We start from the raw sequence: 13,278 nt of genomic DNA, 5'->3' as shown, positions 1-13,278 counted from the left end.
CCGGACAATTCAGTGGTTAAACAGTCCGTTTAGCCGCTTAAACGGAAAAACCCCGCAAGGATATTACACTGTAATACCTTACGGGGAAACACACAATTCTCGGTATAATAACTAATTTCAAATACGATAAGTCATTCTAAAAGACACTATGCAAGGAACTTGCCGGCTTCCTCAAGTCCGTAAACATACTTCTCTGTCGGTTGAAAGTGCTGGGACTTTTTATCCCACATGGAATATTGGATATGCGCTTCGGCATCCGTATACGTCACGGTGATGCAATAATAATTCATCCATTTCGAGCCATCCCATTTCAAGGCCTTCTTTTCGATAATCTGATTCTTGTCATTATAAGCATACTCAAAGCGGAAATCAGGAGTCAGATAGTTGCCTTCCTGCTGATACACCACCTTCGCACTTATTCGACCATTGTCCATCTCCACATTAGTAATCTTCTCAGATTCCGCCGCATTCATTGTCAATACACTTGCCATGGCAAATACAATAACCATCATTACTTTAAAAAATCCTGTAGTTTTCATACTGTTTTATTTTTAATGTTTGTACTTCGTGTTTTACTTGTGTTCGTTTTTCGCGTTCTATTTTGTGTTTGCTTTCGCGTTCTATCTTGTGTTCTTTATCTATTAGACGCAAACACCCCTCAAAACGTTGCATCGGAATCTGTCTTTTTTCATATTATTTTTTCTCTACCCGATGAAGTACCACCACAACCACCTCACTGGGGGTAAACAGACGAACATTCACTCTCGAAGTACCCAGTCCGTTCGTTATAATAATAGGAACACCGGCGCTATTTTCTTTCCGGCCGGTCAGAAAACGGTTACCATAAATGGAATGCTTTACCGGAGAGAACTTCTTAAACAGACTCACTTGACCGCCATGGGTATGTCCGGCCAAAACCAAGTTGGCGTTAGATACGTCCGTATCTTCAGCATAATCGGGAGTATGCGTCAGCAAGAGGATAAAATCATCGGCAGAAAAGTGTTGTGAAGGTGAATCACCATTCTTTTTCAGGTCAAAAGGATTGCGCACACCACTGATGATAATGTGTTGCCCGTCCTTCAGTAACTTATAGCTTTTATGCTCCATTAAGTGCACATTGTTCTTTTTCATGGCCTCCGCCACCTCCGCATAGCAATAACTGTAATCATGGTTTCCCATCACACCATAGGTGCCATACGGTGTAAGCACTTTTCCCAATGCGGTGAATAACGTGTCCAGATTTCCCCCTTTCGGACTACCGTAGTCTCCGCCCAATAATAATACATCGGCATTTAAAGATTGTAATGCACGTATCGCATTGTCAAGACGCTTGCGTGTGAAGCGGCTTTCATAATGGAAATCCGATGCAAAACCAATACGGAATCCGTCGAATGCCGACGGAACGTCATAACTATAAAAATCATACTGCTTGACGCGCCCCACTCCACGATACTTTGACAGAGAAGCAGTGGCGCAGGAAGTAAACAGAGCTGCGGCAAGCAACAAATAGAGAACGGCTTTCTTCATGTCTTTTTCTTTTTAATGAGAAGTAAAGATAGAAAATTAATTGTTTATCTTTGCACATCTTTAATATGAAATGGATGGAAACTGTTAAAACAAATTCTATAAAAGCATGGCTATTGGCTGCACGCCCCAAGACATTGGCAGGTGCCGCTGTTCCCGTCATGCTGGGATGTGCCTTGGCAGCATCAGACGGATGGTTTCAAATCATACCTGCCACGCTCTGTTTTCTCTTTGCTTTTCTGATGCAGATAGATGCCAACTTTATCAATGACTTTTTTGACTATTTAAAAGGAAGTGACCGCGAAGACCGGTTGGGTCCCGAACGGGCATGTGCACAGGGATGGATTACATTGGAAGCCATGAAACGGGGTATCGCGCTGACCACCATGTTGGCATGTGCGGTTGGAGTCCTTCTGCTTTTCTACAGTGGAGCAGAGATGATTCCGGTCGGACTGCTGTGTATTCTGTTCGCCTTTTTATATACTGCCGGTCCCTATCCTTTGGCTTATCATGGCTGGGGAGATGTGTTGGTCATAGTATTCTTCGGTTTTGTGCCTGTGGGATGCACTTATTATGTAATGTGCCATGACTGGACATGGAATGTCACTATCGCCTCTGTGGTATGTGGCATGATTATCGATACCTTGTTAATGGTAAACAATTATCGCGACCGGGAACAGGATGCGTTAAGCGGCAAGAAAACGCTGGTCGTAAGATGGGGCGCGGCAACAGGGCGTATGCTCTATCTGTTTTTAGGATTGGCAGCCGCATGGTTATGCCTCTTGTTTGTCGTCAGCGGACATATATGGGCAGCAATACTGCCACAAATCTATATTCTTCCCCATTTCCTGACTTGGCAACGGATGGTGAGAATCAACAAAGGCAAAGAACTGAACAGCATATTGGGAGAGACCTCACGCAATATGCTATTATTCGGGATATTACTGACTTTAGGATTGAGTTTATAAGACAAAGAAAAACACGTTAGTATGCATCGCCTCACACGTACGTCAGTATAGGCTCATACATATATCCGCATAAGGCTACACGTACGTATGTATAACGGCACACGTACGTACGTGTGAAAATCACTTTTCTATCAGTACGGTGGCATAAGCCGAAATACCCTCTTCGCGCCCCGTAAAGCCCAGCTTCTCCGTCGTAGTTGCTTTGATGGAAACATCGTCCGTATCTATTTTCATCAGATGTGCCAAGACTTCCTGCATCTCGGGTATACGCGCTTTCAGTTTCGGGCGTTCAGCACAGACGGTCGCGTCTATGTTGCCTACCTTATAGCCTTTGGCCGCAATCAAATCAACTGTTTTGGCCAACAGAATCTTGCTGTCTATATTCTTAAACTCACCTGCCGTGTCGGGAAAATGATAGCCGATGTCACGCATATTGGCCGCTCCGAGCAATGCATCGCAAATGGCATGAATCAGCACGTCGGCATCCGAATGTCCCAACAGGCCCAATTCATGTTCAAACTTTATTCCTCCCAGCCACAACTCACGGCCTGCCACCAACTGATGTACGTCAAATCCAAATCCTACTCTTATTTTCATCTTACATAGAAATCTAATAGTTTTTCTTCTTCCAGGTAGCCTTGCAAATGCTGGCCGACGCTGACCGGTCCTACTCCCACCGGTGTGCCGGTAAACAGTAAATCTCCTATTTTTAACGTAAAGAAACGGCTGACATAAGCAATGATTTCGTCTACCTTAAAAAGCATATCTGCCGTATTGCCCTGCTGAACCGTGTTACCGTCAATATCCAAATGGAACTTCAAATTCTGAATATCCTTGAACTTATCCACCGATACAAAGTCTCCGATAACAGCCGAATTATCAAACCCCTTGCATAACTCCCACGGTTTGCCCTCTTCGCGAAACCGGCGCTGAAGATCGCGTGCCGTAAAGTCAATCCCCACCGTCACCGCATCATAATAACGATGTGCAAACCGTTCGGCTATGTTTTTTCCCAGACGGTTGATACGAACCACCAGTTCTGTTTCATAATCTACCTGTTGAGAGAAATCCGGGATAAAGAAAGGCTTGCTATCTTTAAGCAACGCAGAATCGGGCTTCATAAAAATGACCGGTTCCTTCGGTAAGTTTTCATCGGCATGCAACTCGTGGCAATGAGCCACATAATTCATACCTACGGCTAATATCTTCATATAATTTTAGTCCTGATTTACATTTAAACGGTTAAACATCACAGCCAGATGAGCATACAGTGAAGTATTCTGCACTACAATATCTTCGGGAACACGAATACGGAACGGAGTAAAGTTCCAAACAGCTTTAATTCCACCCGCCACCATCTTATCCGTTATCTCCTGTGCTATATTGATAGGCACAGTCAATACTCCTATATTGACATTACATTCCTCCATCATCTGTTCAAAGGCATCGGAATGATAGATGGGGATACCATTAATTTCAGTTCCCACAATGTCAGGGTTCACATCAAAAGCACCTACTATCTCCAACCCGAAATGGTGAAGACCCGAATCGCGCAGCAACGCTCCTCCCAGGCTACCTACCCCAAACAGGAATGCTTTATGCATGTGCGTAAAGCCCAGAAAACGTTCCAGCACTTCGATGAGCGCATCTATTTCATAGCCCACACGAGTACGACCGGATATATTGACATACGAAAGGTCTTTCGCTATCTGAGACGCATCTATATTAATCTGCTTGGATATCTGGGTAGAAGACACATACGTTTCTCCTCTCTCTTTCATCAGCTTTACATTAGAAAGATACCAAGGGAGTCTGCGCAAAGTAGGCTCAGGCACTTTATCTGAGAATTTATGCATACGTATATCCATCTGTTTCTATTGGCATTATCATTAGGTAATGTGCAAAAGTACACTTTTATTTGTTACCACTGCCTTTTGAGAATAAAAAATGTAGTATCTTTGAGTACTCATTTAAGCAAAATTCACATGAAAAATAACGATTGGAAAGAGCGTCTGAATGTGGTGTACTCGACGAATCCCGATTTCAACTATGAGCAGGAGGAAGAAGAAGAGACAGCCACTCCGGATAAAAAGCAGCAAAAATTGCGCGTCAGTATAGAGAAGAAAGGCCGGGGCGGTAAAACTGTCACCCTTGTCAATGGATTTATCGGTTCCGAAGATGACCGGAAGGAATTGGGCAAGTTGCTCAAAACCAAATGCGGTGTGGGCGGTTCTGTGAAGGATGGAGAAATCATCATTCAAGGAGAGTTCAAACAGCGGGTTATCGAGTTGTTGAAGGCGGAAGGATATACACAGACGAAATAAAAAAAAGGAAAGAGGGTGCGCACCCTCTTTCCTACCATATAACCCTCATCACAGAGACCTGAGCCAAGGGCTTTCTCATAAATATTACTCAGCACGCAAAGTGAAACGTTTGAAATCAACAATCTGCAATTCAGGATCGATTTCTTTCAACACTTCTCTTACAGTCTTCTTGCCATCCATGATATCTTCCTGATTCAACAAGCAAACTTCCTTCAAGAACTTGCCCAAACGACCTTTAGCAATGTTCTGAATCATAGCTTCGGGCAGGTTAGCAGCCTTCTCTGCAGAAACAGTAGCAATGATTTCCTTAGCCTTGGCAATGTCTTCGTCAGTAATCCATCCCTTAGCCTTGTTGCTTTCCATGTGATCTTCACTGTCTACATGTGCAGGGTTGATGCCGGCTTTCTTCAAAGCAGCTTCCACAGCCTTGTCCACTTGTTCTTTCTTAGTCTTATCGATAGCTACCTGAATTTCAGCTTCCTTCACTGATTCAGGAACACCGGCTTCGTCAATTGCGATAGGGTTCATAGCTGCAATCTGCATAGCTACTCCGTGAGCTGCAGCCTCAGCTTCCTTGTTCATAGCCACAATAGTACAAAGTTGGTTGTTTCCCTGGTGGTTATAGATAGAAGTATAAGCTCCTTCAACTACATTGTAGCCGTCCAACTCCATTTTCTCACCGGTGATACCGCTACGGTCAGTTACTGCATCCTGTACAGTACCGTTGCCCAACGGCAATGCCTTTACTTCGTCCAAAGTCTTACATTTGTTAGCCACAGCAGCGTCCAGAATAGCCTGAGTCAAAGCAACGAAATCAGCATTCTTGGCAACAAAGTCTGTTTCACACTTCAATGCAATGATTGCAGCGAATTCACCTGTTGATTTAGCCAATACACAACCTTCTGATGCTTCACGGTCAGAACGTTTTGCAGCAACAGCCTGTCCTTTTTTACGGATAATTTCCATTGCTTTATCGATATCGCCATTAGCTTCAGTCAAAGCGTTTTTGCAGTCCATCATACCAGCTCCACTGATTTTACGAAGCTTGGTAATTTCAGCCATAGTTACAGCCATAATATTCCTTTATTTTAATTTGTTAATAATGTCTTTAAAAGCAGTTGAGAGTTGAGAACAGAGAGTTGAGAATTGCATATCGTAACTCTCAACTTTCAACTCTCAACTCTCAACTATAGTATATTAAGCTTCTTCTTCGTCTTTCATGAAAGCGGCAGCCTTAGCAGCGTTGATAGCTTCTTCTTCGGCTTTGTCCATGCGAGCTTTAGTAGCTTTCTTCTTACCGGCAGCATTCTTAGGCGCATTTTCACCGGCAGCTTCCATATCTACTTTTTCAGCTTTTCTTTCTTCCAATCCTTCTGCCATAGCAGCGCAACAAGCATCCAAGATAACTTCGATAGACTTAGTAGCGTCATCATTAGCAGGGATTACGAAATCTACATTTGAAGGATCTGAGTTTGTATCAACGATAGCAAATACAGGAATACCCAAACGGTTAGCTTCGCGGATTGCAATGTTTTCTTTCAATACATCGATAACAAACAATGCAGACGGCAGACGAGTAAGGTCAGAAATAGAACCTAAGTTCTTTTCCAATTTAGCACGCTGACGAGAAATCTGCAGAACTTCTCTCTTTGAAAGATTTGAATAGGTACCATCGTTAGTCAACTTATCGATAGTAGCCATTTTCTTCACAGCCTTACGGATAGTCGGGAAGTTGGTCAACATACCACCCGGCCAGCGCTCGATTACATAAGGCATATTTACAGAAGCAGCTTTCTCAGCTACTACCTGCTTAGCTTGTTTCTTAGTAGCAACGAACAGGACTTTCTTTCCTGATTTTGCAATTTGTTTCAGTGCGTCGGCAGCTTCGTCTACTTTAGCAACTGTTTTGTGGAGGTCAATGATATGGATACCATTGCGTTCCATGAAGATATAAGGAGCCATTGCAGGGTTCCACTTTCTCTTAAGGTGTCCGAAGTGGCAACCGGCTTCCAATAATGTATCGAAATTAGTTCTAGACATTTTTGTTATTCTTTAAAATCGTTTACTTTCTTTTTTGTTTATCTCAACCAACCATCGGGTAGTCTGCTACAAAGTAGAGTCCCGGCAGTTTAGATACTAAACGCTTCTTAACCAGTTCTAAGTAAAACCGGATATTAACGTTTACTGAACTGGAATCTGCGACGTGCTTTCGGACGACCCGGTTTCTTACGTTCAACAGAACGGGGATCACGTGTCATGAAGCCTTCTGCACGGAGTGCCTTCTTATCTTCAGGATTAATTTTCACCAAAGCACGAGCGATAGCCAAACGCAAAGCCTGTGACTGACCGGTGAAACCACCACCACAAAGATTTACTTTAATATCATATTTTTCAGCAGCTTCGACCTTAGTCAGAGGCTGTTTTACAACGTACTGAAGAATAGTTGATGGAAAGTACTCTGCAAGGTCTCTCTTGTTAATAGTAATCTTTCCAGTACCTTCGCTTACGAATACGCGTGCGATTGCGCGTTTACGTCTGCCTAATGCATTTACTACTTCCATTCTTTATTATTTAAGTGAGTTTATATCAATTGTTTTCGGGCTCTGAGCTTCGTGCTTGTGTTCGCTACCAGCGTAAACATACAAGTTGCCCAGCAACTGTGCTCCCAGACGGTTTTTGGGAAGCATTCCTTTTACTACTCTCTTCAACAGTTTTTCTTCACCGTTAGGTTTCTTCATCAGCTCGGCAGGAGTCATTTCTCTCTGTCCACCGGGATAACCTGTATATCTCAAGTAAACTTTGTCGTTCCACTTGTTTCCGGTAAATTTTACTTTGTCTGCGTTAATGATAATTACGTTATCACCGCAGTCAACATGAGGGGTAAAGCTAGCTTTGTACTTTCCTCTCAACAGTTTCGCAACTTTCGAACCGAGACGGCCTACGACCTGATCGGTAGCGTCGATAACAACCCATTCTTTTTGAGCTGTTTCTTTGTTTGCAGAAATGGTCTTGTAACTTAAAGTGTCCACTCTTAAAATCTTTTTAAATGTTAACTACTAAAAAACAATTTCTTCCCAGCGTCTCTAACCGTTCCCGGACAAAGAACCATTAACACGCTAAGAATTAATTCTTTATAAACTTTTGATAATAATCGGCTTGCAAAGGTACGGCTTTTCTTTGAACTGACAAACAAATTAAGTAATTTTTTGGTTGATTTTCAGGGGGGAGAGCTCACATACGGCAGTAAAAAAGGGAAGATTAATTCATCTCCCCAACTTATCTTTTCTTAAAAATACTCTTTTAATGCCTCCATCCCGAATCGGATTCACAAACCGGGCAACCATATCCGGCAGACTGACGAAGCTTCAAAAGTTCCGTTGCAGATACCCGCACTACTTTTCCATCAGGACGACCATAGCACAATGTTCCTTCACGACGGGCTGTTTCTTCTATCAATCGCTGCTCGGCCAGTTCTAAACCATAACGCAATTTCTCGCTCAGTTCCTTATATTCTTCTTCAGTTGACATAACTTCTGATTTTATTAAAGAGTTCATGATTATAAATGTGTGGCTCTTCCCGCAAACGAAAAGCATCAGCCACAATGACACGCGGTGTAGAGCTATTGTCTGCCAGCATCCAATAGTCCACACATGACATATAAATATGGAAAAAGTTATCCAATCCCGCACGGTAACGACGGCGAATGATAGGTGCCGGCACATCATGCCCTCCATTGGCAACACGTTGCTTTACTCGTTCAATGGCCAACTCAGGCGAATTCAACCAGAAATAAATCAGGCTGACGCTATAGCCCTGGCTCTGCGCCTGATGAATGAGATTAATATAAGAACGGGTAGAGAGCGTTGTTTCAACAGAAAAACTGACTCCGGCAGAAAGCAATTCGCCAATGCGTTTAAGCATTAGCCGACCGGCTTCAATAGCTACACTTGAGGGATTAAAAGGAGAAAGGCCTTTTGCGATTTCGTCAGCATTGACGAACTCGCGACAGTCCAATATTTCGGGAAGCACTGTATAGGATGCCGTCGTTTTTCCGGCCCCATTGCAACCTGCTATTATATAAAGCTTAGACATTAATCTCCTTTTCTATTTTATGTTATTGGTGACAAAGTTAACGATTATTTCTAATCTTTGTTCTTCCAAAGCCATAAAAGTGACGAAGAATAGCACATTTTTTGAAGATTTGTGCAAATTACAAGAAAAGGCGGGTGAGAACCCGCCTTATATTCTATATTTTCTGTTTATTATCTTACCAAATCCTTTGGATAAGCAGCCGGCATCTTCACCCGTTTCCAAGTTTCATAATACCATGAATTAATATCATTGCCATCCTTATCAGTTTTCACGAAGAACTTCAGCACCATTACATCACCACCTTTCATCTCGAACTCCAATATATTGTCCGTACCTACCAATTGAGGTAAATGCAGATTCTTCTCAACATGCTCTGTATATGCATTCTCTGCGGTCTGTTTATAGGTTCCCGCACCAATGATAATAGCTCCATGGTTAGGAATTACCGTCATATTTGTAAACTTTCCGTCGTCAGACAAGATTTTGAATGAATTACTCGGTTTCAATTCTCCAGGAGTATTCGGAACACCGGACACATAAAAACACATCTGCCAAATGCCTTTTAAATCAGCAGGGGCAATAGCGGATTTATTTTGTCCCATTACATGAGAGGTACCGATTAGCATAAATGCCACCAGCAGTAAAAATAAAGAATGTCGTTTCATAGTCGTATAATATTTAGTTAACAAATTGCGTAATGTGGATACACAAAATTAGAAATAATTTTCATATATCCACGTTTTTAAATGACTTTTTTACAGGTAAATACAAAAAAAATCCTGCTCTATGTTATAGGGCAGGATTTTATTACTAAAAGCTTATATCACGTAACAAACCTGTTTTTACTTTAGACAAATAATTTAAAACCAGATTTTCAAAATTAGCATTAGGGACAAAAGATGAAATAACTCGACATTCATTATTAATCACTAAATAGAGTGGGCTGTCAAATTCATTATGAACAGTAATAAACATGCTGTCTTCTTGAAGGAAATATACTTTTTTATTAATAATCCTCTCCTTTAAATCAGGATTATACGCCTGTGAAACAATCCCGATATCTGTTCTATATTCAAAATCAGCAAATACTTTTTTCACTGCTTCAATAGCATAATCAACACATCCCATACAAATATTATCTGTTTCAGGTATATATATTAAAAGGCATGGAAAGGAAACAATCTCTGATAATGCAAGAGAATCCTGTCCCCTCACCAATAAAGCAGAAGAAGACACCGATTGATTCATGTCATTAATCATTGACTTAACTAATGATTCAAGATATCTTCTATCACCAACTATATTTGCGTTATTCATACGACACACTTCATACTGTTTATCTAATTGACTCTTTGTGAATAAAAACGTACCAATAATAGCACATACCACAACAACCAATGGAATAAAATACCGTTTCATCATCTTTTTAATTTATAACACACGATAACAGGGTTATCATCTTCTCGTATTGATTGGACTTTGTTAATATCATCAGAAGACATCAATTTAAAATCTAAAACATAGTCAAGCGCCCGAGGTTCACAAATATAATATAACACATCATTTAAATATAGATTAGGAATCATCAATTGATGAAAAGATTTTGCCTCATTGTAATATATCCCATAAAATCCGTTATTCTTATTATGGATAGCAAAATACATCTTTTTGTCATAGATAAAAAAACACATTTGCACAGTAGAGGAAGCCAATTTATCTGCAACAAATGCCACCCCATCATTAGCCATTACATAGTTTTGATAAAATGAAAGAGACAATCCATCAGGTAATTCTCCTAAATTAAAATTATATTGCCCAAAGTCAAAAGCATAATAGGGCTGCAAGTTCATTTTCTCAATATCGACTTTAAACAATATTCGCTCCGGAGTTCGCAATGAATAATAAATTTCGCCATTCAACTTTTTCAATCCTGAATTTCGTGTTATACTTGGCAACCCCTTCTTATGAGGCAAGGAAATCATTTTTAAAACCCTCCCCTCTTTTGACGAATAAAATTTCAAAGAATTCACATCTTCAATAATACAAATATCCTTCGAAACTCTTAGAAAATTAGAGGCCGGAAGAACATCTTCCGGCAACTCAGAAGATGACACATAGTTCAAATTCGAATCATACTCCCAAAGTCGATGTTTCAGACCATCAAAAATCTCCCAATTACCATTTTCCAATATATTAAAATCAATACAAGCAAAATACTCATTAGGGCCACTACCACGCAGTTTTGCAGTAGAGCACAAAAAATTGCCTTCACAGTCAAAGGATAATATATTCGTTTGGTTATCATTAATATAGAAAATACTATCTACAAATGACAAGCCAACCACATTCTTTATAAGCGAACTATCATTCGTAGCCAGCGGTATAACAGAAATACTATCCACGAACTCCGACAAATTCATCTTTACAGCTTTCCCTAAATCAAAATGAATAGTATATTCCGCCATTTCGCCCCCTCTATCACAGCATTCTGTCACTACAAACAAAAGGGGAATAAATAATAATACTTTCAATACTCTCAACATGGAACGCCATCACTACAAAAATCATTTTGATTACCTGTTGCCCGGTTACAATCCCACGCTTTATACCATCCAAATGGTGTCCATGTAGTTTGGCACTCGCCATCCCAGCAACGTCCCCTATTTTCAGGGCTGCCACAAGTAATTATAACATCTGGTAAATCTTCGCCATAAGCCATAGTCTCTATCCCTAACATATCCAAAGCCACATTTCGTTCCCCTTCACCCTTTGAGAGTAACAATGTGAAGGCAATAAAAGAGAACACACCTGCAAGTATCCATTGAGCATTTTTCATATCGTAATATTTAAAAGATTAAGCACCTGAAAATTTATTGAATACAAAGAAAGAGATAAATAATGAAAAAAAAAATCCTGCTCTATGTTATAGGGCAGGATTCTTCATCATTATTTATATCTTTTAGAATTCAGCATTGCGCGGAGTACGCGGGAACGGAATCACGTCACGGATATTGGTCATACCTGTCACGAACAACAACAGACGTTCAAAACCAAGTCCAAAACCGGAGTGAGGACATGAACCGAACTTACGAGTATCCAGATACCACCACATATCTTTCATCGGAATGTTTAATTCCTCAATGCGGCTCATCAGTTTATTATAGTCCGCTTCACGTTCAGAACCGCCAATAATTTCACCAATCTTCGGGAACAACACATCCATAGCGCGGACTGTCTTTCCGTCTTCATTCTGCTTCATATAGAATGCTTTGATTTCTTTCGGATAGTCAGTCAGGATAACCGGACGTTTAAAGTGTTCTTCTACCAAGAAGCGTTCGTGCTCTGATGCCAAGTCCACTCCCCAATAAACCGGGAATTCAAACTTATGGCCTTTCGCTATCGCTTCTTCCAATATTTTGACACCTTCTGTATAAGGCAAACGGACGAAAGTTTCGTTCAATACCCCTTGCAAACGTTCTATCAAGCCCTTGTCGAACATATCATTCAAGAACTTCACATCGTCATAGCAGTTATCCAGTGCCCACTGAACACAGTATTTAATGAAATCTTCAGCCAAATCCATATTGTCAATGATGTCATTGAAAGCCACTTCCGGTTCAATCATCCAAAACTCTGCCAAGTGACGCGGAGTATTCGAATTCTCGGCACGGAAAGTCGGGCCGAAAGTATAGATAGCGCCCAATGCTGTGGCAGCCAACTCACCTTCCAATTGACCGGAAACAGTCAAACTTGCCTGTTTGCCAAAGAAGTCATCATCATAAATAATAGAACCGTTTTCATCCTTCTTCAGGTCATAAAGGTTCTTGGTAGTAACCTGAAACATCTGACCGGCTCCTTCACAGTCTGATGCTGTAATAATAGGAGTATGGAAGTAGAAAAAGCCACGTTCATGGAAAAACTTATGGATAGCAATCGCCATATTGTGACGAATGCGGAACACTGCGCCGAAAGTATTGGTACGCGGACGCAAGTGAGCAATCTCACGAAGGAATTCCATCGTATGACCTTTTTTCTGCAACGGATAGGTGTTATCGCAAGCACCCAGCACCTCTATTTCACGTGCCTGAATCTCGGCTGCCTGACCCGAACCGATAGATTCGGTCAGTTCACCGTTCACGCTGATACATGCACCTGTAGTGATAAGCTTCAACATTTCTTCGTCGAAGTTTGACAAATCAACTACTATCTGCACATTATTTATTGTAGAACCGTCATTCAGGGCGATAAAATTTACCTGTTTGCTACCACGGCGGGTACGAACCCAACCTTTTACATTGACCGTTGCACCAAAATCACGACGCTTCAACAGGTCAACTACCTTTGTTCTACTAATTTTTTCCATTGTTTT

18 protein-coding genes are annotated in these 13,278 nt (G+C 41.2%); 2 read left to right on the top strand and 16 right to left on the bottom strand.

The genetic code is table 11. The features are described 5' to 3' along the window. Positions 1 to 146 precede the first annotated feature (146 nt). Both IR173_RS12375 and IR173_RS12370 read right to left on the bottom strand, forming a co-directional pair. Positions 147 to 539 (bottom strand): DUF3836 domain-containing protein, encoded by a 393-nt coding sequence (locus tag IR173_RS12375; protein WP_237039910.1) that lies wholly within the window; start codon positions 537 to 539, stop codon positions 147 to 149. Positions 540 to 693: 154 nt separating this feature from the next. Beyond that, complete coding sequence (locus tag IR173_RS12370) at positions 694 to 1,527, bottom strand: metallophosphoesterase (protein WP_237039909.1); 834 nt, start codon at positions 1,525 to 1,527, stop codon at positions 694 to 696. Positions 1,528 to 1,601: 74 nt separating this feature from the next. Here IR173_RS12370 and IR173_RS12365 point away from each other — a divergent pair, with 74 nt between their 5' ends. Continuing rightward, the gene (locus IR173_RS12365) at positions 1,602 to 2,492 is read left to right on the top strand and encodes a 1,4-dihydroxy-2-naphthoate polyprenyltransferase (RefSeq protein ID WP_237039908.1); all 891 of its coding nucleotides are present in this window, start codon (positions 1,602 to 1,604) and stop codon (positions 2,490 to 2,492) included. Positions 2,493 to 2,612: 120 nt separating this feature from the next. Here IR173_RS12365 and ispF read toward each other — a convergent pair whose 3' ends face one another. The 3 genes from ispF to IR173_RS12350 are packed head-to-tail and all read right to left on the bottom strand — an operon-like array spanning position 2,613 to position 4,360. Continuing rightward, positions 2,613 to 3,089, bottom strand: coding sequence for a 2-C-methyl-D-erythritol 2,4-cyclodiphosphate synthase (gene ispF / locus IR173_RS12360; protein ID WP_237039907.1), 477 nt, complete (start codon positions 3,087 to 3,089; stop codon positions 2,613 to 2,615). After that, positions 3,086 to 3,703: a fumarylacetoacetate hydrolase family protein gene (locus IR173_RS12355; RefSeq protein ID WP_237039906.1), complete on the bottom strand. Its 618-nt coding sequence runs from the start codon at positions 3,701 to 3,703 to the stop codon at positions 3,086 to 3,088. Before IR173_RS12355 ends, ispF begins: the two co-directional genes overlap by 4 nt. 6 nt (positions 3,704 to 3,709) lie before the next feature. After that, entirely contained in the window at positions 3,710 to 4,360 is a 651-nt protein-coding gene (locus IR173_RS12350; protein ID WP_237039905.1) for a redox-sensing transcriptional repressor Rex, read from the bottom strand. A gap of 117 nt (positions 4,361 to 4,477) precedes the next feature. On the opposite strand from IR173_RS12350, the gene IR173_RS12345 reads away from it, so the two are divergent. Continuing rightward, positions 4,478 to 4,816, top strand: coding sequence for a translation initiation factor (locus IR173_RS12345; protein ID WP_237039904.1), 339 nt, complete (start codon positions 4,478 to 4,480; stop codon positions 4,814 to 4,816). Positions 4,817 to 4,900: 84 nt separating this feature from the next. Here IR173_RS12345 and tsf read toward each other — a convergent pair whose 3' ends face one another. The 11 genes from tsf to asnS all read right to left on the bottom strand — a co-directional run bounded on the left by tsf (position 4,901) and on the right by asnS (position 13,272). Next, positions 4,901 to 5,890, bottom strand: coding sequence for a translation elongation factor Ts (tsf, locus tag IR173_RS12340; protein WP_237039903.1), 990 nt, complete (start codon positions 5,888 to 5,890; stop codon positions 4,901 to 4,903). A gap of 123 nt (positions 5,891 to 6,013) precedes the next feature. Continuing rightward, on the bottom strand, positions 6,014 to 6,856 hold the full coding sequence (rpsB, locus tag IR173_RS12335) for a 30S ribosomal protein S2 (RefSeq protein ID WP_237039902.1): 843 nt from the start codon (positions 6,854 to 6,856) through the stop codon (positions 6,014 to 6,016). Between the two features lie 134 nt (positions 6,857 to 6,990). Then, the gene (gene rpsI, locus IR173_RS12330) at positions 6,991 to 7,377 is read right to left on the bottom strand and encodes a 30S ribosomal protein S9 (RefSeq protein WP_237039901.1); all 387 of its coding nucleotides are present in this window, start codon (positions 7,375 to 7,377) and stop codon (positions 6,991 to 6,993) included. A 6-nt stretch (positions 7,378 to 7,383) separates the two neighbouring features. After that, the gene (gene rplM / locus IR173_RS12325) at positions 7,384 to 7,845 is read right to left on the bottom strand and encodes a 50S ribosomal protein L13 (RefSeq protein ID WP_237039900.1); all 462 of its coding nucleotides are present in this window, start codon (positions 7,843 to 7,845) and stop codon (positions 7,384 to 7,386) included. 271 nt (positions 7,846 to 8,116) lie between these two features. Next, a complete protein-coding gene (locus tag IR173_RS12320; protein WP_237039899.1) occupies positions 8,117 to 8,344 on the bottom strand; it encodes a hypothetical protein in 228 nt (75 codons plus the stop codon). After that, positions 8,334 to 8,909 carry a zeta toxin family protein gene (locus tag IR173_RS12315; protein ID WP_005942901.1) on the bottom strand — a complete coding sequence of 192 codons (576 nt, stop codon included), beginning with the start codon at positions 8,907 to 8,909 and terminating at the stop codon, positions 8,334 to 8,336. The genes IR173_RS12320 and IR173_RS12315 overlap by 11 nt, the downstream gene beginning before the upstream one ends. Positions 8,910 to 9,079: 170 nt before the next feature. Further along, entirely contained in the window at positions 9,080 to 9,574 is a 495-nt protein-coding gene (locus IR173_RS12310) for a DUF4488 domain-containing protein (protein WP_237039898.1), read from the bottom strand. A gap of 145 nt (positions 9,575 to 9,719) precedes the next feature. Beyond that, positions 9,720 to 10,331: a hypothetical protein gene (locus IR173_RS12305; protein ID WP_237039897.1), complete on the bottom strand. Its 612-nt coding sequence runs from the start codon at positions 10,329 to 10,331 to the stop codon at positions 9,720 to 9,722. Then, a complete protein-coding gene (locus IR173_RS12300; protein WP_237039896.1) occupies positions 10,328 to 11,374 on the bottom strand; it encodes a 6-bladed beta-propeller in 1,047 nt (348 codons plus the stop codon). Before IR173_RS12300 ends, IR173_RS12305 begins: the two co-directional genes overlap by 4 nt. 71 nt (positions 11,375 to 11,445) lie before the next feature. Then, entirely contained in the window at positions 11,446 to 11,745 is a 300-nt protein-coding gene (locus tag IR173_RS12295) for a hypothetical protein (protein WP_237039895.1), read from the bottom strand. A 123-nt stretch (positions 11,746 to 11,868) separates the two neighbouring features. Continuing rightward, positions 11,869 to 13,272, bottom strand: coding sequence for an asparagine--tRNA ligase (asnS, locus tag IR173_RS12290; protein WP_237039894.1), 1,404 nt, complete (start codon positions 13,270 to 13,272; stop codon positions 11,869 to 11,871). Positions 13,273 to 13,278 lie beyond the last annotated feature (6 nt).

The organism is Phocaeicola faecalis, assembly GCF_021730445.1.
GTDB classification, from domain to species: domain Bacteria; phylum Bacteroidota; class Bacteroidia; order Bacteroidales; family Bacteroidaceae; genus Phocaeicola; species Phocaeicola faecalis.
The sequence above is the reverse complement of the archived record's forward strand: the minus strand, read 5'-3'. Positions and strand labels throughout refer to the sequence as shown.